Source organism: Caballeronia sp. LZ024 (genome assembly GCF_031451455.1).
GTDB lineage: Bacteria > Pseudomonadota > Gammaproteobacteria > Burkholderiales > Burkholderiaceae > Caballeronia > Caballeronia telluris.
Genome location: NZ_JARUXL010000001.1, coordinates 1768699 through 1786004, shown reverse-complemented (window position 1 = coordinate 1786004; position 17306 = coordinate 1768699). Strand labels below are relative to the sequence as shown.

Below are 17306 nucleotides of genomic sequence, written 5' to 3'. Positions count from 1 at the left end.
TAAAAGAAACGCGCCGCAGTTCACACTGCGGCGCGTTTCTTTTTCGATGCCTTCAATCAGTTGCCGAGCGCGGAGGCGGGCTTCACGGTGCACATCGTGCTGACCTTCGAGTGATCGGCGAAGGAAAGCGAGAGCGGAACCGTCGAGCCGACCTGGAGCGGCTTGCCCGCGCCTTCGAGCATCAGGTGATAGCCCTTCGGTGCGAAGCGCAGCGTGCCGTGCGCAGGCACTTCCGCCGATGCCACGTGCGACATCGTCGCGGTGCTGCCGTTGCTTTCCGACTTGTGCAGCATCGCCATGCCGAACGCAGGCGTCTCGGCGCCGACGAGCGATGCCGGCGCGTCGCCGTCGTTCGACACCGTGAAGTAGCCCGACGACGGCAAATTCGGCGGCATCGAGCGGATCCAGCAGTCGCTGACCGAGAGCGTCGCCGCGTGAGCGAGCGGCGCGCCGAGCAGCGCGGCGACGAGCGTCGCGCAGAGCGTGGTGAAAGGGGCGGCGATTTTTTTCATGCGAGTCTCACTTGACCTTGAAGTTGTAGTGGCCTTGCGTGCGATGGCCGTCGTCGGCGACGGCTGTCCAGTTCACGCGATACGTCCCCGGCGGGAGCGTGCCGAGCGCCACGCTCATGTGCTTCTTGTCGCTCGCGTCGACGGCCGACGGCGCCGTGTTCACCTGCTTGCCGCCGGCATCGACGACAACCAGCTTGCTGAACGACGGCTCCAGCGCTTCGCCGAATTCAATGGAGACTTCCTGCGGCGCGGACACGGTGGCGTTGGGCGCCGGGTCCTGCTGCTTGGGGACGGCGTGCGCGAAGGCGAATTGCGCAGAGACGAAAAGGCTGACGGCAAGCGTGCCGTGCTTGATGATGGATGCGTTCATATCGATTGACTCCCGCCGGATGGGAAGGTGTTGACGAGCGGCGCGCACGCGTGAGGCCGTTGGCGGTTCACGCTTCGCGTCGCGAAGGGGCGAGTGAGTCAGGCAAACGAGGGCGGGGCGCGCGGCTGGGCCGCGATGACGGCCGCATGCGGCCGCTCGAGCGTATCCAGTCGTGCGACGGGCCTCGGGCCCGCCAGCACAGGCACGCGATGCGCGTGCGCGGGCGGTGGCGTGACGGGCGTATGAGCGGCGAGATTGCAATAACCACACGCCTGCAGGTGCGCGAGGGCGGTGTCGCCGTCGTGCTTCGATACCTTTGTCGTCTCGACTGAACAGAACGCCGCGAGCATCGACTCGATGCGCGTGCGTTCGAGCATCTGCGATGCGGCGGGGGCGAGCGCCGTCATCAGGATCGCGAGCAATCCGACAATACCGCCGATCTTCCGTATCAGGGCGCTACGCATGAACGCGTGGATGCATCGAATGGGAAACGAGCAGGCGATTATGCCATGCGCGATAAGCGACGCCCGGGCAGGCTGCGCGATAACGTGAGCACGCGCAAAGGCCGGAAAAGCAAAAAGCCCGGCGAGCCGGGCTTTTTGCTTTGAATGCTTGGTTGCGGGGGTAGGATTTGAACCTACGACCTTCGGGTTATGAGCCCGACGAGCTGCCAGACTGCTCCACCCCGCGTCCGTCGAAGAAAAGATTATAGAGCATCGGAATAGCCGCCGCAAGCTTTTCGAGAGTTTGATGAGACGCAGAGGTCGATTCATGCGCGCCTTGCCCGATTTCAAGAAAAGTCTATGAGCGGCCGTGAAGCGGCGTCAGATATTCTTGACTGAAGCGAGCGATGCAGATATCGCTGTGACGTGAATTAAGGGATCCAAATCATGCGGGCGCGCCAGGCCGATCGATCACGCCCGCCGCCGACGCGCCATGTCGCTGCAATGAAAGTCCGTGACGGTGCACGCTGCGTCGTTTGAACGCGGGCGTGTCAAAATCGCATTCGCTCATGCGAGTTCCACTTCATTCGAAACGATCACGAAGGCATCCCCATGGACATCCCCCACGACCTCAACGCCATCGCTCATCAGGAAAAAACGCTGGTCTTTCCGAAGTTCGACTGCGATCGCGCGTGGCAGATCGGCGCGCAACTGCGCGAGATGGCGTTTGCGCGCGGCGCGGCCGTCGCGATCGACGTTCGCACGTTCGGCCAGCGGCTCTTCTTCGCCGCGCTCGACGGCGCGACGCCCAACAACAGCGCCTGGATCGAGCGCAAGTCGCGCACCGTCGAGCACTTCCGGCGCAGTTCCTATGCAATCGGACTGCAGCTCCAGCAGCAGGGCGTCACGCTCGGCGAAAAATACGGTCTTCCCGTCGCCGAGTTCGCCTCGCACGGCGGCGCCTTTCCGCTCTCGGTGGCGGGCGCGGGCGTGATCGGCTCGGTGGCGGTCTCCGGGATGCCGCAACGCGACGATCACCAACTGGTGGTCGAAGCGCTCTGCGCGGTGCTCGGTCAGGACTTCGGCGCGCTTCTGCTCACGCGGGAAGCGGGGCAATAGGGCGCATGCGTTCGTCCGCTTATGTGCTCCTTGCGTTCGCGATCGTCGCCGAGGTCGTGGCGACGTCCGCGTTGCGCGCTTCCGACGGCTTCACGCGCCTGATCCCGTCGATCGTCGTCGTCGTGGGCTATTGTTTTTCGTTCTATTTGTTGTCGCTCACGCTGCGCTCGATTCCGGTCGGCATCGTCTATGCCGTCTGGTCCGGCGCGGGGATCGTGCTGATCACGGCGGTCGCCGCGATCCTCTTCAAGCAGATCCCGGACTGGCCCGCCGTGCTTGGCATGGGCCTGATCGTGTCCGGCGTCGTGGTGCTGAATGTGTTCTCGAAGGTCAGCGCACACTGATGACGTCGCCGGGCGGGCGCCTTCAGACGCCCGCGCTCACTTGCAGCGCACGACCATCGAGCGGTTCTTGACGTTCGCGGAGATCACGTTGCTGATGCCGCCGCCGGTCGGGCCGCCTTCCTCGTTGTCCTTGGAGACGATGTCGTAGCCGGTCGCGCCGCAGGCCTTGCCCGCGAGCACATAGCAGCTTCCCCAGCTCGACGACGCATCCGCGCCGCTGCAGTTGATCGCGTAACCGGTTTGCCCGTCGGGCAAGTTGATGAGCGACGCATTGTTCGACGACGCGCACGCCGACAAACCCGCGGCCACGACGACAAGGGCCGCGCCAAGCGGCAGGCCCGGCAATCTCGGCGAAGTGCGGCACACGCGCCGCGCAAATTCCTTCATTTCTACCTCGTGAAAGTGTGGTTCAAGCTGGGATGCCATATTTTCCCACACGCGCTTTACGCGCCGCGTAAGCGGTTGTTAGCGCGGCGTCACGCGGGCGCGCGGTTTGCGAGAGCGTCAGGCGCAGCGCGGGCCGGTCGGTTCAAAGGCGGGCGCGATAATCGGCACGGTTTGCCGCAAGGCGGAAATCGACGCGAACTAATTTCCGGATCGCGAACCTTACTGCATGCGCCCGCCGGTCGCGGCCACGAGCCGGCGACCGGCGTACCGGCGCCTCGAACCGCATAAGGAGAACTCCATGGCAGAACGTGTTTCCGGTCCCTGCCGGGGCTATTACATCAGCGCGTCAGCGCGGCTGACCCATACGCATCAGCCCGACGCCGCCGCCGGCAGCACCGCCGAAGCGCCGATTTACGTCGGCGCCGTCAGCGTCGCGCAACGCGGTCCCGACGACGCGCATCGCTTCGAGGCACTCGTCGATCTCGGCAGCGAGCAACGCTTCGCGACCGAAGACGAAGCGCTCGCGCACGTCGAACAGGCGGCCCGCGACTACATCGACCGACTTCTCTCCGTGACCTGATGCGCCAGCTCAACGTCCGCCATCCGCTGTTGCACGACATCGCGCGTTGCCTGCTCGACCTGTTCCCGAGCAACGCCGATGTGAGCGAGGTCGGCCCGGAACTCGCGCCTTCGCTGTTCGTGAGCTGGCGCACGAGCGGCGTCGCCAATCATCCGGGCAACGTCGCGTGGGGCGTGCACTACCGCTTCGACGCGCAATTGCTGAAGAGCGGCACCGAACTCACCGGCGAAGCGTGCGAGCTTGCACGCGAGCGCGTGCGCGAGATGAGCCGGCATCTGCGCTTCGACTACGCGGACCCTCAGGCGACGTCGCTTTTCATCGTCGACGTGCCGATCGCCGTGTTCGAGGCATGACCGACGCCTCGCATTGCCCGTTGCATGGGGATGCGCCGAGCCGTCGCTGTTCGCTCTGGACCGCGCATCGCGCTCGCGAGTACCATATTCGCCGATCCATCGGACTCAGGCGGGGCTCGTCCGAGCCCCTAACGGCCACTGTCCGATCTTTTTGTTCCAGTCACGAGGCGATCATGGTTATCGAATTTCCCCCAGACGCTCCCGACTATCACAGCGCCAACCTGACGATCGTGTTCGCCGCGCTCGTCGACGGCGCGCGGGTTCCGTGTGCAATCTCGGTCGAGGCGCTGGAAGATCATTTCGATGCGCGGAGCTTCGACAGCAGCGGCTGGATCAGCGCATTCGACGCCGGCCGTCCGCGCATCGAAGCCGTGGCGCGCGAACATCTGCGGGTGAGCAACGGCTCGCCGGTCTTACTTAAGAGCGGACATTTCCCGCCGGGGAAAGTCATCGCCTGAGCGCTGCCTTCGTTTGTCCCGCACGCCGGGACGCAATTACACGCCCTTGTAAGGCCTGCACGCGGCACGCGCTCTCATACCGCCGGCGCGCAGCGCGCACAGACGCCCATCAACGCGCAGCAAAAGCCGCCAGCGACCCTCACGCGCAGCCCGATTTGCGATTACCATTCCAGTTATCGTGCGCCGCGCATCGCGACTGGTGCGGCACGCAGCTTGCTCCGCGAGACCCGCTTTCACGGCAGCAGCACACTATAAAAGTCGTTCGGGGGTTGTCATGTTGCACACCCTGGCGAGTTCGCTCGTCGAATTCAATGCGTTCTGGCTGATCTGGGCCGCCGCCGGCGTGCTGTTTCTGGCCGCGTGCATCGTGATCGCGTCGGCCATCACGAGCGAGCAGGAAGAACCGTTCGAGCGCGCCGCGCCGCGATCTGACAATAAGCGCAAAATAATAGTCTGAAGCGCCCGGCCGGGCTGAATGACCGTCAGTCCGGGCTCATTTTCCGAGAGTGCCCGCATGGGAATCCAGGAACGACGGACCGAACAGCGGCAGGCGGTGCGGGAGCGCATCTTGAGTGCGTCGCGGGAAATCGTCGGCCGGGAGGGCTTCGCCGCGCTGTCCATGCGCAAGATCGCGGAGGCAATCGATTATTCGCCCGCCGCCCTGTATCTGCATTTCAAGAGCCGTGCCGAGATCGCCCGCGCGCTGCGCAGCGAGGGCTACGCGCAACTGCTGACGGCCTTCGCGCCCCACGCGAGCATCGTCGATGCCGCCGAGCGGCTGAAAGCCATGGGGCGCGCCTATGTCGAATTCGGGCTCGGCCATTGCGAAACCTATCGCCTGATGTTCATGGAAGCGTCGGGCGTCGACGCGAGCGCCGCCACCGTCGATGCCGCAAAAACCCTGTCCCTCGTGACCGACGCGTTCGTCGAACTGCGCGCGGCCGGGCGGCTGCCCGCGCAAGCACCGGCAGCCGCATGCGCCGAGGCGCTATGGGCGAACCTGCACGGCATCGTCGCGCTTGCCATCGTCAATTCCGCGCGGTCGTCGCGTGTTTCGCACGCGCCGCATCCCGCTTCTTCAACGCATTCCGCGCAAGTTCCGCTGCCGCGCTCGCCGGCCGAAGCGCTCGCCGAGCTTTCGCTCGACGCGTGGTTCGGCCGCGACCCCGGGCGGGCATGAACCTCGCGTGGAAACGAATCGACACCCAGCGAACCGAACCCCTTTGCACCGATGAGAACCCACGACATCCATATCGAAACCGCCAACGGCATCGGCTTTATCGCGCTCGATCGGCCGCAGGCGCTGAACGCGCTCACGAGCGGCATGCTGCACGCCATTCGCAACGCGCTCGGCGACTGGCGCCACGACCACGCAATCCGGGCCGCGGTGATCTACAGTCCGCACACGCGCGCGTTCTGCGCGGGCGGCGACATCCGTTTCCTCTACGAGGCGGCGACGGCGGGCGAACGCGCGACCGTCGACAAATTCTTCACCGACGAATATCGCCTCAATCACACCGTTTTCACGTTTTCGAAGCCGTACATCGCGGTGACGAACGGCGTCGTGATGGGCGGCGGCGTCGGCATTTCGCAGGGCGCGCATCACACGGGCGGCCTGCGGATCGTGACCGGATCCACGAAAATGGCGATGCCCGAGACGCGCATCGGCCTCTTTCCGGACGTCGGCGCGAGCTGGTTTCTCGCCCGCGCGCCGGGGGCGATCGGGCGCTATCTGGCGGCGACGGGCGCGACGATCGGCGCCGCGGACGCGCTCTACGCGCGGCTCGCCGACGCCTATCTCGACGACGCCGCGCTGCCCGGCCTGATCGAGGCGCTGAAGCACGAGCGTCTGAACGACGGCGTGGACATCGTGCGTTTCGTCGGCGCCGAGTGCGTGAAATACAAGGTCGCGCCCACGCCCGACGCGAGTCCGCTCGCCGCGGTCCGCACGTCGATCGACAAGCATTTCGCGGCGGGCGATGGCCGTGCGATTCTCGCGTCGCTGGAAAAGGAAGCCGATGGCGGCGCCGCCGCCGAGTGGGCGCGCGAGACGATCGGCGTGCTGCGTGAGCGCTCGCCGCTGTCGATCGAGATCGCGCTGGAACTCGTCGACCGCGCGCGGCTCTCGACGATGGCCGACACGCTGCGCCGCGACCTGGACGTCACGCGCAATGTGTTCGAGCACGGCGACGTGGTGGAGGGGATTCGGGCGCGCATCGTCGACAAGGACAACCGGCCAGCGTGGAAGATCGCGCGTCTGGAAGACGTCACGCCCGAGGACGTGAAGCGGATGCTCGAGAGCCCGTGGTCGCGCGACCACCATCCGCTGAAGCTGCTGAAGGACTAAAGGACTAAGACGGCCGGCGCCCGCTGCGCTCGTCGCGGCGCGCGCCCGCCGTTTCCGCCATGAAGGCGCGCATGAAGACGAGCGCGCCCCAGCCCCACATCGCGTTGGTCACGAAGCCGATCGCAAGACGCGGCAGCAGGTTGCCGCTCGGCCAGATGCCGTGCGCCGGATCGACGACGAACACGCTCGCCGCCGTCAGCACGATGCCGCCGAAGACGAGCGCGCCGACCCACGGCGCGTTGCGATCGGGCGCGATGCGCAACAGCCACGCCATCAGCACGCCGAACACGGAACGCCACAGCGCGTTGGCGATGAATTCGGGGATGCCGAGCGGCAGGAACGGCGCGGTGGAGAACCCGGCCGGATCGACGACGCCGGCCGCGTGCAGCAGCGCGAGCGTCGCTTCGCGGAAAAACAGGGCCGCGAGAAAGCCGGAAACGAACGGCAAGATGACTTTTTGCATTGAGTGCACCGCGAATGGCGCGAGCCGCCGGCTGCGCCGTGTTTTTTGGGTTGAGCGCCATTATAGTGGCGCGCTTCCGGTCATTCCCCGCTCATGCGGCGCCGAAGCGCTTCGCACGCCAGCCAAATCACGAAAGCGGAAAACCTAAGCTCGAAAAAATCGTTCTAAACGATAGGGGGCATCCCTAGACTGTTTCTCCAGCGGGACGGAACGGCCGTCCCGCGCGAACGCGCGCCTGACATCACGAGCGCGAGCACAAGGAAACAGCAGCGATGTCCTACGTAGTGTCGATTTCCGGAAGTCCCGCCGCCCAGTCTCGCAGTACGTATCTGCTCGCGCTTGCCGAAAGCGCGTTGCGCTCGCGCGGCATCGCCGTGAGGCGCATCGACGCGCGCGCGCTGCCGCCCGCCGCGCTGATGCATGCGGACTTCGCCCATCCGTCGATTCGCGAGGCGCTCGAACTGATCGAGCACGCGCAGGCGGTGGTGATTTCGACGCCGCTCTACAAGGCGTCCTACAGCGGCCTCGTCAAGACGCTGCTCGACCTGCTGCCGCAGACGGGGCTCGCGGGCAAGATCGTGCTGCCGATCGCGACGGGCGGTTCGCTCGCGCATCTGCTCGCGCTCGACTATGCGTTGAAGCCCGTGCTGTGGTCGCTCGGCGCGCGGCACCATCTGCCGAACGTGTTCGCCTCCGACGCCGATCTGCCGCGCTCCGCGAACGGCTACGCCGCGTCCGCGGAAACGGTGCAGCGCGTGACCGCCTCCGCCGACGCGCTCGCACACGCGCTCGACGAACAGGCGCAACTGCGCGAACTGCGCACGAAGGCCGCGAGCCTCGCGGCGGCCAGCGCGCCGCGCGAAACGGCCGCGACGCTCGCCGCGCTGATCCGCTGCGCGAGCTGACGTCGACATCGTCTTGTTCGGGCTTGCGCACGCTCGCCTCCTGCGGCATCGCAGCGCCTCATTTTCTTTTCGAATTCACAAAAAACAGTGCAGGAGCCCCTGATGAATGTGTTCTGGTTCATTCCGACCCACGGCGACAGCCGCTATCTCGGCACGACCGAAGGCGCGCGCGCAGCCGACGCCGACTATTTCCGCCAGATCGCCGTCGCCGCCGATACGCTCGGCTACGAAGGCGTGCTGCTGCCGACCGGACGCTCGTGCGAGGACGCGTGGGTCGTCGCGTCGAGTCTGATTCCCGCCACGAAGCGCCTCAAGTTTCTCGTCGCGATCCGGCCGGGACTGTCGTCGCCGGGATTGTCGGCGCGCATGGCCGCCACCTTCGACCGGCTCTCGGGCGGGCGGCTCCTGATCAACGTCGTGACGGGCGGCGATCAGGCCGAACTCGAAGGCGACGGCGTGTTCCTCGATCACGACACGCGCTACCAAGTCACCGACGAATTCCTGCACATCTGGAAGAAGCTGCTCGCGGCGTCGCACACGAGCGAATCGATCGATTTCGAAGGCACGCATCTCGCGTCGAAGGGCGGCAAGCTGCTCTATCCGCCGGTGCAGAAGGCGCATCCGCCGCTGTGGTTCGGCGGATCGTCGGCGGCGGCGCACGGGATCGTCGCCGATCACATCGATACGTATCTCACTTGGGGCGAGCCGCCCGCCGACGTCGAAAAGAAGCTCGCGGACGTCAGAAAGCGCGTGGCGGCGGAAGGGCGCGAGATCAAGTTCGGCATTCGCCTGCACGTGATCGTGCGCGAGACCGAAGAAGAAGCGTGGGCCGCCGCCGATAAGCTCATCAGCAAGCTCGACGACGAAACCATCCAGCGCGCGCAGGCACAGTTCGCGAAGATGGATTCCGAAGGCCAGCGGCGCATGGCGGCGCTCCACGGCGGACGGCGCGACAAGCTCGAGGTCTATCCGCATCTGTGGGCGGGCGTCGGGCTCGTGCGCGGCGGGGCGGGCACGGCGCTCGTCGGCAATCCGGAGCAGGTCGCGGGGCTGATGAAGGAGTACGCGGCGCTCGGCATCGATACGTTCATTCTCTCCGGCTACCCGCATCTCGAAGAGTCGTACCGGTTCGCGGAACTCGTGTTCCCGCTCTTGCCGCGCGAGCAGAAGGAACGCATCGCCGGTCCGCTGTCGGGTCCGTTCGGCGAGGTCGTCGGCAATACCTACGTGCCGCGCGCGTCGCAAAGCTGACCAAGGAGCGACTCATGGCGCATATCGACATCGCCCAGCCGGGCACCGCGCGTGCCGGCGTTCGCGCCGGCGGCCTGTTGCGCCGCGTCGCGGCTCCGTGCGCGCCGTGGCTCGTGCCGCTCGCGATCCTCGTCGCGTGGGAACTCGCCGCGCGCACCGGCGGACTGTCGGCGCGAATTCTGCCCGAGCCGCTCGCGGTCGTCACGGCCGCGTGGACGCTCGTGCAGTCCGGCGACCTGTGGGCGAACGTGAAGGTGAGCGCGTGGCGCGCGCTGGCGGGTTTCGCGATCGGCGGCGGCATCGGCTTCGCGCTCGGGCTGGCGACGGGTCTTTCCCGCAACGCCGAGACCGCGCTCGATTCGACCATCCAGATGATCCGCAACATCCCCGCGCTCGCGATGATCCCGCTCGTGATCCTGTGGTTCGGCATCGGCGAGGAGGCGAAGCTCTTTCTCGTCGCGCTCGGCGTGTTTTTCCCGGTGTACGTGAACACGTTCCACGGTATCCGTTCCGTCGATGCAGGCCTGGTCGAGATGGCGCGCAGCTACGGGCTCTCCGGCTTCGCGCTGTATCGCGACGTGATCCTGCCGGGCGCGCTGCCGTCGATCCTGGTCGGCGTGCGCTTCGCGCTCGGACTCATGTGGGTGATGCTGATCGTCGCGGAAACGATTTCGGCGCAATCGGGCATCGGCTACATGACGATGAATGCGCGCGAATTTCTCCAGACCGACGTCGTGGTGGTCGGCATCCTGCTGTACGCGCTGCTCGGCAAGCTTGCCGACATGCTCGCGAAGGGCATCGAGCGCGCGACGCTGCGCTGGCACCCGGCATATCAGGCAAAAGGAGCCCATCGATGAGCGCGATCACTTCTTCCACCGATTTTCCGCGCGGCGAACTCCACCTCGAACCGAGGCGAGACGCGAAGCGCGCCGCGCCGCTCGCCCGCGCCGCGACGCCCGCACCGGGTGCGGATTTCGCCGTCGAGATGCGCGGCGTCGACAAGCGCTACGGCGAGCGCAACGTGCTCTCGAACTTCGACTTCGCGATCGAGCGAGGCAGTTTCGTGTCGATCGTCGGCCGGAGCGGCTGCGGGAAATCGACGCTGCTGCGGCTTGTCGCGGGCCTCGAAGCGCCGGGCGGCGGCACGCTTGACCGACACGGCGAGCGCGCGGGCGAAGCGTTGCAGACGCGCATCATGTTCCAGGACGCGCGGCTTCTGCCCTGGAAGACGGTGCTGCAGAACGTGATGCTCGGCCTGCCGCGCACCGCGCGCGACGACGCCCGCGCGGTGCTCGCCGAAGTGAACCTGAGCGATCGCGAAAACGACTGGCCCGCGCAGCTTTCCGGCGGCCAGCGGCAGCGCGTCGCGCTGGCGCGCGCGCTCGTGCATCGGCCGGACCTGCTGCTGCTCGACGAGCCGCTCGGCGCGCTCGATGCGCTCACCCGCATCGAAATGCATGCGCTGATCGAACGGCTCTGGCGCGAGCATCGCTTCACGGCGCTGCTCGTCACGCACGACGTGCAGGAGGCCGTGTCGCTCGGCGATCGCATCGTGCTGATCGAGGCGGGGCGCATTGCCTACGATGCCGCGATCCGGCTGCCCAGACCGCGTTTGCGGACCTCGCCTGCGTTCGCCGCGCTGGAGGAAGCGGTGCTCACGCGCGTGCTCGGGCACGCGCCGGGCGAGTTTCGTCCTTTCCCGGCGGCGTCCGTCGCCTGAAACAACCCGACACGAAGGAACCGAGCCAATGACCATCACCGCCATCAACGTGCGCAATCAGTTCCGAGGCAAAGTGAAGGAGATCATCCGGGGGCCGGTGGTATCGGAAGTCGATGTCGAGACGCCGTTCGGCATCGTCACGTCCGTGATCACCACGCGCTCGATCGACGAACTTGCGCTCGCCGTCGGCACGGAAGTGGTGGCGCTCGTCAAGTCGACCGAAGTCTCGATCGCGCTGATCTGAACGCTCATCTGGACGCGCGGTCGGCTTATTTCGCGATCGCGTCGCTGGCGGGGCTGTGGTGGAGCATGCGGTCGCTGTTGGGCGGCGGTGTCGGGCGCTTGACCGGCATGTTGTCCGGATTGTTCGGGCGTGTGGCGCTCGCGGCCGCCGCGCCCGGCGGCTTCACCATCGATGCGTTGGCGTCGCCCGGCGGCGCCGTCTGCGCGCTGGCGTTCGCCGCGGCGAGCGCGCTCGCGAACGCGAAAAGGGCTGCGAACAAGGGTCGGCTCGTCATGACTTGCTCCCGATTTACGCCGGCGTGGAGTTTTAGCGCGGCGTCGCTTTCCTGATGTGACCGGTTGCGGGCATCGCAGTTCGACCGCCGTCGCGGCGGTGCGGCCGGCCGGTTTCATCGCGCTGCGGTAAAATCGCGGATTCGGCGCGCTTTGGCGCGCCTCACGCAATCTTCCCGCGTTTTCCATGTCAGCAGTTTCCAAGCCCAGCCCCCGCCGCGTCAGCGTCGCCCCGATGATGGACTGGACCGATCGGCATTGTCGTTCGTTTCATCGTCTGATCACGCGCGACACGTGGCTTTACACCGAAATGGTGACCACCGGCGCGCTCCTTCACGGCGACGTCGCGCGGCATCTCGCCTTCACGCCCGCCGAAGCGCCGGTCGCGCTGCAACTTGGCGGCAGCGAGCCGGCCGACTTGGCGAAGAGCGCCAAGCTCGGCGAACAATGGGGCTACGACGAGATCAACTTGAACTGCGGCTGCCCGTCGGAGCGCGTGCAGCGCGGCGCGTTCGGCGCGTGCCTGATGAACGAGCCGCAACTCGTCGCCGATTGCGTGAAGGCGATGCGCGATGCCGTCGCGATTCCGGTGACGGTGAAGCACCGCATCGGCGTCGATGCGGTCGAGAACTACGAGTTCGTGCGCGATTTCGTCGGCACAATCGCCGATGCGGGGTGCGAGGTCTTCATCGTGCACGCGCGCAATGCGATCCTGAAGGGCCTGAGCCCCAAGGAAAATCGCGAGATTCCGCCGCTCAAGTATGAGTATGCGTACCGGCTGAAACGCGATTTCCCGCATCTGCAGATTTCGATCAACGGCGGCATCAAGACGCTCGACGAAGTGGAAGAGCATTTGAAGCACGTCGACGGGGTGATGCTCGGACGTGAGGCGTATCACAATCCGTTCGTGCTGGCGGGCGTCGATTCGCGGTTCTACGGCGCCAGCACGCCGGTGCCGACGCGCGAGGAGATCGAGGCGGGACTGATCGCCTACGCGCGCGCGGAGCTTGCGCGCGGGACGTATCTCGGCGCGATCGTACGGCACGCGCTCGGGTTGTACCGGGGCGTGGCGGGGGCGCGCGGCTGGCGCCGCGTGCTGTCGGACAGCCGTCGGCTTGCGGCGCGCGATCTCGCGATCTTCGACGAGGCGCGCGCTCATCTGCGCGAGGCGCTGGAACTGGCCGAGGAGTCTGGCACGAATTGATTCGCGAGGGGCTAGGCAAACGGAATCTTTATTCGTATAATCTCGCTTCTCGATCGGCAAGCCAGTTCTGGCAAGCCCGGGAGCAGTAAATCAGGTTTGGTCAGTGGTGGCTGTAGCTCAGTTGGTAGAGTCCAGGATTGTGATTCCTGTCGTCGTGGGTTCGAGTCCCATCAGCCACCCCAATCAAACTAAAGCGTTAGCCCAGTCTTCGATACTGGGCTTTTTGCTTTCTGCGTTCCTTGTAACCGCGCCTTCCTGATTCCTGTCCCCTAGATCCGCATTAAGCCGGCTGAGTGATTCGTCAGGCTGCAATCCGCGCCTTAATCAACCTCTCCGAACGATCCCGTTTTCACCTCGCCGTTGCGCACGTATCGGTTAATCAGCACGCCGCCCGGCGTGCTGATCGAGTGCGCCAGCGTGAAGGCGGACGCCCGGGCGTCGTCGCCGAACAGACGCTTTCCACGTCCAAGCAAGATCGGGTAAGTCAGAAGCCTGAGCTCGTCGACCAAGCCAGCCGCGAGCAGTTGACACACCATGTCGCCGCTGCCGAACGTCAGGAGATCGGCGCCGTCCTGACGTTGAAGCGCGCGTATCGCGTCGGCAAGGTCGCCTTCCAGCGCGCGACTGTTCTGCCAGTCGAGCGTACCGGGTCGGTGCGTCGCGACGTGCTTGGGTACGCTGCCGAACCGGTCAGCGATGGCGCGGCTCGCCGAATCGGCCGGCACGCGCGGCCAGTACGACGCGAATATGTCATAGGTGAAGCGTCCCAGCAGCAGGTCGAACGGCCGCGAGAGCAGGTCCTGCAAGTGCCGGCCGATGGCGTCGTCGGCATAGGGAACGATCCAGCCACCAAGGCCGAATCCACCGCCGCGATCTTCCTCGGGCCCGCCAGGGGATTGAATGACCCCATCCAGACTGATGAAAGCGGAAACAACGAGTTTGCGCATCCTGTCCTCCAGTTCGATGAACCCGATCGGTCCGTCAATACGACGAACGGCTCGCGTGTGGATCGACGGCAAGTCGATGAAATAATGCACGCGCGTCAAAAACAGTAAACTCACGGCACGGACCGTGCTCGCGTTCCGGCGTTTGAACCTTGAGGAGGGACATGTTCGTGGCTAACGAAAAAATGCTGGCGCAAATGAGGGAGAAGCAGGGATTCATCGCCGCTCTGGATCAGAGCGGTGGTTCGACGCCGGGCGCGCTACGGCAGTACGGTATTCCGGACGACGCCTACAACGGCGACGCCGAGATGTTCAAGCTGATGCACGAGATGCGCGTGCGCATCATCACCGCGCCGTCGTTCTCGGGCGAGAAGGTGATCGGCGCCATTCTCTTCGAAGCCACGATGGACGGTCAGGCGAACGGCAAGCCGGTGCCTGCGTTCCTGTGGGAAGACAGGGGCGTGGTGCCGTTCCTCAAGGTCGACAAGGGCCTCGAAACGCAAGCCGACGGCGTGCAGGTCATGAAGCCCAACCCGGGTCTCGATGCGCTGCTGGCTCGCGCGGCGAAGCTCGACATCTTCGGCACGAAGATGCGTTCGGTGATCCATCAGGCGAACGAGCAGGGCATCGCCGCCGTGGTGAAACAGCAGTTCGAAGTGGGCGCGCAGATCATCGGACATGGTCTCGTGCCGATCCTCGAACCCGAAGTATCGATCAAGAGCCCGGACAAGAAGGGCGCGGAAAAAATCCTGCGCGATGAATTGATCAAGGGTCTGGACGCGCTGCCCGAGTCGAGCCAGGTGATGATCAAGCTGACCATCCCGGACGAAACCGACCTTTATCGTCCGCTGATCGAGCATCCGCGTGTCGTGCGCGTGGTCGCGCTGTCGGGCGGCTATACGCGCAGCGACGCGTGCGAGCGCCTTGCGAAGAACCACGGCATGATCGCGAGCTTCTCGCGCGCGCTCATCAACGAATTGAAGAAGTCGATGAGCGACGACGAGTTCAATACGACGCTCGAAGGTTCGATCGACGAAATCTACAACGCTTCGGTTCAGAAGACCTGATCCCTCGATAGCGGCGTCTGCAAGACTCAAGGCGGCAGCGGGAATCTCTTCGCGTCTGCCGTTCTCTGCCGGATCATCATTCGATCGTGCGCCGGGCCGCGTCAGCGGTGCCGGCGTCTTCCCCCATCCCGCCTTATCGCCGCACTCACGTCTAGCGGCGACGTTTATACGATTTTTATACCGAAGACCCGATTCTTAGCCGGGCTTTTACGCGGATTTGCGTACGCTTCAGTTCGTCCGAATCCGCTACGGGAGCTCATCACAATGGACTTGCTTTACATCGCCGGCATGGCCGTTTTCGTTGGCCTTTGCGTGGCGCTTGTCGCCGGCTGCGAAAAGCTTCGCCGCGCTCCGGGAGGTCGCCCATGACGCCCTGGATGCTGTGGCTCGCGAGCGCATCGACGCTGCTTCTGTTCGTCTACCTCGTGTACGCGTTGCTGCGTGCGGAGGATCTGGAATGAACGCCAATAACCTGCTTCAGACCGCGCTCTTCATCATCGTCCTGATTGCGCTGGCGATTCCGCTCGGCCGCTATATCACCGGCGTGATGGATGGATCGTCGGTCGTCGTGCGCCGTATCGGACGGCCGATCGAAGCGGCGCTTTACAGGCTCGCGGGCGTCGATGCGCAAGCCGAAATGTCATGGAAGCGCTATGCGCTTGCCGTGCTCGCCTTCAATGCGCTCGGCGCGCTGGCCTTGTTCGGTCTTTTGCGCCTGCAGCAGTGGCTGCCGGCCAATCCGCAAGGCGTCGGCCCGATGACCGTCGATGGTGCGTTCAATACCGCCGTGAGCTTCGTCACCAACACCAACTGGCAGGACTATTCGCCCGAAGCGAGCGCCAGCTATCTGTCGCAGATGCTCGGACTCACCGTGCAGAATTTCCTGTCGGCGGCGACCGGGATCGCGGTCGTCGTCGCGTTGATCCGCGGCTTTGCGCGCCACTCCGCGATGACGATCGGCAACTTCTGGGTCGATCTCACGCGCATCACGCTGTACGTGCTTGTGCCGCTTGCCGTCGTCGTGTCGCTGGTGTTCGTGAGTCAAGGTGCGATCCAGAACTTCGAGTCGTACGGGGAGGTGTCGACGCTACAGATCACGACCTATCAGACGCCCAGGACCGATGCGCAGGGCAACGCCGTCAAGGACGAGAAGGGCAATCCGGTGATGGAGGGCCACCAGGTCGACAAGCAGACGATCGCCATGGGCCCGGTCGCGTCGCAGGAAGCGATCAAGATGCTCGGCACCAACGGCGGCGGTTTCTTCAACGCGAACTCCGCGCATCCGTTCGAAAATCCCACACCGTTCTCGAACTTCGTGCAGATGATCGCGATGCTCGCAATTCCCGCGGCGCTCTGCGTGGTGTTCGGCCGCATGGTCGGCGACCGGCGGCAAGGCTACGCCGTGCTTGCCGCGATGACGATCGCGTTTGCGGTCGCGTGCTGGGGCGAGATCTCGGCGGAGCAGGCCGGCAACCCGCTCTTTGCATCGCTGCACGTCGATCAGGGTGCGTCGGCATGGCAGGCGGGCGGCAACGCGGAAGGCAAGGAAACGCGCTTTGGCATCGCGCAGTCCGGCATCTTCACGGTCGCGACGACCGCTGCATCGTGCGGCGCGGTCAACACCATGCACGACTCGCTCACGCCGCTGGGCGGCTTCGTTCCGCTCCTGCTGATTCAACTGGGCGAGGTGATCTTCGGCGGCGTCGGATCGGGTCTCTACGGAATGCTCGTGTTCGCGCTGCTCGCGGTGTTCGTCGCCGGCTTGATGATCGGGCGTACACCCGAGTACGTCGGCAAGAAAATCGAATCGTATGAGATGAAGATGGTGGCGATCGTCGTCCTGCTCACGCCGTTCCTCGTGCTGGTTGGCGCGTCGATCGGCGTGCTGAGCGCGGCGGGCACGGCCGGGATCTTCAATCCCGGTCCGCACGGATTCTCCGAGGTGCTCTACGCGTACAGCTCGGCTTCGAACAACAACGGCAGCGCATTCGCCGGCCTGTCCGTGAACACGCCGTTCTACAACACGACGCTCGCCATCGCGATGTGGTTCGGCCGCTTCGGCTCGATCGTTCCGGTGCTCGCCATCGCGGGCGCGCTCGCGGCCAAGAAGCGCATCGCCGTCACGGCCGGAACGCTGCCGACTCACGGTCCGCTCTTCGTCGTGTTGCTGCTCGGCACGGTAGTGCTGGTCGGCGCGCTCACCTACGTGCCGGCGCTCGCACTCGGTCCGGTCGTCGAGCATCTGATGATGCTCGCGGGCCAATAAGTGGTCAATGAAAGCGCTCAATGATCCAGAGGAAAGCATGTCTACACTTGTCAAACC

The 17306-nt window shown here is 65.2% G+C and carries 24 protein-coding genes and 2 tRNA genes; 18 read left to right on the top strand and 8 right to left on the bottom strand.

The annotated features are described in order from the left end of the window. Positions 1 to 56: 56 nt before the first annotated feature. The 4 genes from QCE48_RS08255 to QCE48_RS08240 all read right to left on the bottom strand — a co-directional run bounded on the left by QCE48_RS08255 (position 57) and on the right by QCE48_RS08240 (position 1572). On the bottom strand, positions 57 to 512 hold the full coding sequence (locus QCE48_RS08255) for a copper chaperone PCu(A)C (RefSeq protein ID WP_309785282.1): 456 nt from the start codon (positions 510 to 512) through the stop codon (positions 57 to 59). A gap of 7 nt (positions 513 to 519) precedes the next feature. After that, complete coding sequence (gene copC / locus QCE48_RS08250) at positions 520 to 882, bottom strand: copper homeostasis periplasmic binding protein CopC (protein WP_309785283.1); 363 nt, start codon at positions 880 to 882, stop codon at positions 520 to 522. Between the two features lie 98 nt (positions 883 to 980). Continuing rightward, entirely contained in the window at positions 981 to 1346 is a 366-nt protein-coding gene (locus QCE48_RS08245) for a DUF2946 domain-containing protein (RefSeq protein ID WP_309785284.1), read from the bottom strand. 149 nt (positions 1347 to 1495) lie between these two features. Further along, a tRNA-Met gene (locus tag QCE48_RS08240) sits at positions 1496 to 1572 on the bottom strand. Positions 1573 to 1937: 365 nt separating this feature from the next. Here QCE48_RS08240 and QCE48_RS08235 point away from each other — a divergent pair. After that, a complete protein-coding gene (locus QCE48_RS08235; RefSeq protein WP_309785285.1) occupies positions 1938 to 2444 on the top strand; it encodes a heme-degrading domain-containing protein in 507 nt (168 codons plus the stop codon). Between the two features lie 5 nt (positions 2445 to 2449). Further along, on the top strand, positions 2450 to 2788 hold the full coding sequence (locus QCE48_RS08230) for an SMR family transporter (protein WP_309785286.1): 339 nt from the start codon (positions 2450 to 2452) through the stop codon (positions 2786 to 2788). A 36-nt stretch (positions 2789 to 2824) separates the two neighbouring features. Here the strand turns inward: QCE48_RS08230 and QCE48_RS08225 are convergent, their stop codons facing one another. Continuing rightward, complete coding sequence (locus QCE48_RS08225; RefSeq protein WP_309785287.1) at positions 2825 to 3175, bottom strand: hypothetical protein; 351 nt, start codon at positions 3173 to 3175, stop codon at positions 2825 to 2827. 298 nt (positions 3176 to 3473) lie between these two features. Here QCE48_RS08225 and QCE48_RS08220 point away from each other — a divergent pair, with 298 nt between their 5' ends. The 6 genes from QCE48_RS08220 to QCE48_RS08195 all read left to right on the top strand — a co-directional run bounded on the left by QCE48_RS08220 (position 3474) and on the right by QCE48_RS08195 (position 6913). After that, entirely contained in the window at positions 3474 to 3755 is a 282-nt protein-coding gene (locus QCE48_RS08220; RefSeq protein WP_309785288.1) for a hypothetical protein, read from the top strand. After that, positions 3755 to 4108, top strand: a complete 354-nt coding sequence (locus QCE48_RS08215) for a hypothetical protein (RefSeq protein ID WP_309785289.1) — start codon at positions 3755 to 3757, stop codon at positions 4106 to 4108. The genes QCE48_RS08220 and QCE48_RS08215 overlap by 1 nt, the downstream gene beginning before the upstream one ends. Positions 4109 to 4281: 173 nt before the next feature. Next, complete coding sequence (locus tag QCE48_RS08210; protein WP_309785290.1) at positions 4282 to 4566, top strand: DUF1488 domain-containing protein; 285 nt, start codon at positions 4282 to 4284, stop codon at positions 4564 to 4566. A 274-nt stretch (positions 4567 to 4840) separates the two neighbouring features. Beyond that, a complete protein-coding gene (locus tag QCE48_RS08205) occupies positions 4841 to 5023 on the top strand; it encodes a hypothetical protein (RefSeq protein ID WP_087631096.1) in 183 nt (60 codons plus the stop codon). A gap of 57 nt (positions 5024 to 5080) precedes the next feature. Continuing rightward, positions 5081 to 5746, top strand: a complete 666-nt coding sequence (locus QCE48_RS08200) for a TetR/AcrR family transcriptional regulator (RefSeq protein WP_309785291.1) — start codon at positions 5081 to 5083, stop codon at positions 5744 to 5746. A 51-nt stretch (positions 5747 to 5797) separates the two neighbouring features. Then, positions 5798 to 6913 (top strand): enoyl-CoA hydratase/isomerase family protein, encoded by a 1116-nt coding sequence (locus tag QCE48_RS08195; protein ID WP_309785292.1) that lies wholly within the window; start codon positions 5798 to 5800, stop codon positions 6911 to 6913. Between the two features lie 4 nt (positions 6914 to 6917). Here QCE48_RS08195 and QCE48_RS08190 read toward each other — a convergent pair whose 3' ends face one another. Beyond that, positions 6918 to 7376: a hypothetical protein gene (locus tag QCE48_RS08190; protein WP_309785293.1), complete on the bottom strand. Its 459-nt coding sequence runs from the start codon at positions 7374 to 7376 to the stop codon at positions 6918 to 6920. Positions 7377 to 7648: 272 nt separating this feature from the next. On the opposite strand from QCE48_RS08190, the gene ssuE reads away from it, so the two are divergent. The 5 genes from ssuE (at position 7649) to QCE48_RS08165 (ending at position 11496) form a co-directional block, all read left to right on the top strand. Further along, positions 7649 to 8281, top strand: a complete 633-nt coding sequence (ssuE, locus tag QCE48_RS08185) for an NADPH-dependent FMN reductase (protein ID WP_309785294.1) — start codon at positions 7649 to 7651, stop codon at positions 8279 to 8281. Between the two features lie 102 nt (positions 8282 to 8383). Continuing rightward, positions 8384 to 9532: an FMNH2-dependent alkanesulfonate monooxygenase gene (gene ssuD / locus QCE48_RS08180; RefSeq protein WP_309785295.1), complete on the top strand. Its 1149-nt coding sequence runs from the start codon at positions 8384 to 8386 to the stop codon at positions 9530 to 9532. Between the two features lie 14 nt (positions 9533 to 9546). Beyond that, positions 9547 to 10389, top strand: a complete 843-nt coding sequence (ssuC, locus tag QCE48_RS08175) for an aliphatic sulfonate ABC transporter permease SsuC (RefSeq protein WP_309785296.1) — start codon at positions 9547 to 9549, stop codon at positions 10387 to 10389. Continuing rightward, entirely contained in the window at positions 10386 to 11252 is an 867-nt protein-coding gene (locus tag QCE48_RS08170) for an ATP-binding cassette domain-containing protein (protein ID WP_309785297.1), read from the top strand. The genes ssuC and QCE48_RS08170 overlap by 4 nt, the downstream gene beginning before the upstream one ends. Before the next feature lie 28 nt (positions 11253 to 11280). Further along, complete coding sequence (locus tag QCE48_RS08165) at positions 11281 to 11496, top strand: TOBE domain-containing protein (RefSeq protein WP_309785298.1); 216 nt, start codon at positions 11281 to 11283, stop codon at positions 11494 to 11496. Positions 11497 to 11521: 25 nt separating this feature from the next. On the opposite strand, the gene QCE48_RS08160 is transcribed toward QCE48_RS08165, so the two are convergent. Further along, the gene (locus QCE48_RS08160) at positions 11522 to 11755 is read right to left on the bottom strand and encodes a hypothetical protein (protein ID WP_309794111.1); all 234 of its coding nucleotides are present in this window, start codon (positions 11753 to 11755) and stop codon (positions 11522 to 11524) included. 200 nt (positions 11756 to 11955) lie between these two features. Here QCE48_RS08160 and dusA point away from each other — a divergent pair, with 200 nt between their 5' ends. Both dusA and QCE48_RS08150 read left to right on the top strand, forming a co-directional pair. Beyond that, positions 11956 to 12972 (top strand): tRNA dihydrouridine(20/20a) synthase DusA, encoded by a 1017-nt coding sequence (dusA, locus tag QCE48_RS08155; RefSeq protein WP_309785300.1) that lies wholly within the window; start codon positions 11956 to 11958, stop codon positions 12970 to 12972. Between the two features lie 106 nt (positions 12973 to 13078). Next, positions 13079 to 13154 (top strand) — tRNA-His (locus tag QCE48_RS08150). A gap of 138 nt (positions 13155 to 13292) precedes the next feature. Here the strand turns inward: QCE48_RS08150 and QCE48_RS08145 are convergent. Then, positions 13293 to 13919: a dihydrofolate reductase family protein gene (locus tag QCE48_RS08145; protein WP_309788239.1), complete on the bottom strand. Its 627-nt coding sequence runs from the start codon at positions 13917 to 13919 to the stop codon at positions 13293 to 13295. A 161-nt stretch (positions 13920 to 14080) separates the two neighbouring features. On the opposite strand from QCE48_RS08145, the gene QCE48_RS08140 reads away from it, so the two are divergent. The 3 genes from QCE48_RS08140 to kdpA all read left to right on the top strand — a co-directional run bounded on the left by QCE48_RS08140 (position 14081) and on the right by kdpA (position 17249). Further along, on the top strand, positions 14081 to 14983 hold the full coding sequence (locus QCE48_RS08140; protein ID WP_404982640.1) for a fructose bisphosphate aldolase: 903 nt from the start codon (positions 14081 to 14083) through the stop codon (positions 14981 to 14983). A gap of 365 nt (positions 14984 to 15348) precedes the next feature. Beyond that, positions 15349 to 15444, top strand: coding sequence for a K(+)-transporting ATPase subunit F (gene kdpF / locus QCE48_RS08135; protein WP_087631087.1), 96 nt, complete (start codon positions 15349 to 15351; stop codon positions 15442 to 15444). Beyond that, positions 15441 to 17249, top strand: coding sequence for a potassium-transporting ATPase subunit KdpA (gene kdpA, locus QCE48_RS08130; protein WP_309785303.1), 1809 nt, complete (start codon positions 15441 to 15443; stop codon positions 17247 to 17249). The genes kdpF and kdpA overlap by 4 nt, the downstream gene beginning before the upstream one ends. The last annotated feature ends 57 nt before the right edge of the window (positions 17250 to 17306 follow it).

What these genes read in the sequence shown, in the direction of transcription:
- QCE48_RS08145 (WP_309788239.1), bottom strand. Translation starts at nt 13,919, where the DNA reads ATGCGCAAACTCGTTGTTTCCGCTTTCATCAGTCTGGATGGGGTCATT.
- QCE48_RS08225 (WP_309785287.1), bottom strand. Translation starts at nt 3,175, where the DNA reads ATGAAGGAATTTGCGCGGCGCGTGTGCCGCACTTCGCCGAGATTGCCG.
- kdpA (WP_309785303.1), top strand. Translation starts at nt 15,441, where the DNA reads ATGAACGCCAATAACCTGCTTCAGACCGCGCTCTTCATCATCGTCCTG.
- QCE48_RS08140 (WP_404982640.1), top strand. Translation starts at nt 14,081, where the DNA reads ATGTTCGTGGCTAACGAAAAAATGCTGGCGCAAATGAGGGAGAAGCAG.
- QCE48_RS08230 (WP_309785286.1), top strand. Translation starts at nt 2,450, where the DNA reads ATGCGTTCGTCCGCTTATGTGCTCCTTGCGTTCGCGATCGTCGCCGAG.
- copC (WP_309785283.1), bottom strand. Translation starts at nt 882, where the DNA reads ATGAACGCATCCATCATCAAGCACGGCACGCTTGCCGTCAGCCTTTTC.
- QCE48_RS08165 (WP_309785298.1), top strand. Translation starts at nt 11,281, where the DNA reads ATGACCATCACCGCCATCAACGTGCGCAATCAGTTCCGAGGCAAAGTG.
- QCE48_RS08195 (WP_309785292.1), top strand. Translation starts at nt 5,798, where the DNA reads ATGAGAACCCACGACATCCATATCGAAACCGCCAACGGCATCGGCTTT.
- QCE48_RS08205 (WP_087631096.1), top strand. Translation starts at nt 4,841, where the DNA reads ATGTTGCACACCCTGGCGAGTTCGCTCGTCGAATTCAATGCGTTCTGG.
- QCE48_RS08190 (WP_309785293.1), bottom strand. Translation starts at nt 7,376, where the DNA reads ATGCAAAAAGTCATCTTGCCGTTCGTTTCCGGCTTTCTCGCGGCCCTG.
- QCE48_RS08220 (WP_309785288.1), top strand. Translation starts at nt 3,474, where the DNA reads ATGGCAGAACGTGTTTCCGGTCCCTGCCGGGGCTATTACATCAGCGCG.
- QCE48_RS08255 (WP_309785282.1), bottom strand. Translation starts at nt 512, where the DNA reads ATGAAAAAAATCGCCGCCCCTTTCACCACGCTCTGCGCGACGCTCGTC.
- QCE48_RS08210 (WP_309785290.1), top strand. Translation starts at nt 4,282, where the DNA reads ATGGTTATCGAATTTCCCCCAGACGCTCCCGACTATCACAGCGCCAAC.
- QCE48_RS08245 (WP_309785284.1), bottom strand. Translation starts at nt 1,346, where the DNA reads ATGCGTAGCGCCCTGATACGGAAGATCGGCGGTATTGTCGGATTGCTC.
- QCE48_RS08215 (WP_309785289.1), top strand. Translation starts at nt 3,755, where the DNA reads ATGCGCCAGCTCAACGTCCGCCATCCGCTGTTGCACGACATCGCGCGT.
- ssuD (WP_309785295.1), top strand. Translation starts at nt 8,384, where the DNA reads ATGAATGTGTTCTGGTTCATTCCGACCCACGGCGACAGCCGCTATCTC.
- ssuE (WP_309785294.1), top strand. Translation starts at nt 7,649, where the DNA reads ATGTCCTACGTAGTGTCGATTTCCGGAAGTCCCGCCGCCCAGTCTCGC.
- dusA (WP_309785300.1), top strand. Translation starts at nt 11,956, where the DNA reads ATGTCAGCAGTTTCCAAGCCCAGCCCCCGCCGCGTCAGCGTCGCCCCG.
- QCE48_RS08170 (WP_309785297.1), top strand. Translation starts at nt 10,386, where the DNA reads ATGAGCGCGATCACTTCTTCCACCGATTTTCCGCGCGGCGAACTCCAC.
- QCE48_RS08200 (WP_309785291.1), top strand. Translation starts at nt 5,081, where the DNA reads ATGGGAATCCAGGAACGACGGACCGAACAGCGGCAGGCGGTGCGGGAG.
- ssuC (WP_309785296.1), top strand. Translation starts at nt 9,547, where the DNA reads ATGGCGCATATCGACATCGCCCAGCCGGGCACCGCGCGTGCCGGCGTT.
- QCE48_RS08235 (WP_309785285.1), top strand. Translation starts at nt 1,938, where the DNA reads ATGGACATCCCCCACGACCTCAACGCCATCGCTCATCAGGAAAAAACG.
- kdpF (WP_087631087.1), top strand. Translation starts at nt 15,349, where the DNA reads ATGACGCCCTGGATGCTGTGGCTCGCGAGCGCATCGACGCTGCTTCTG.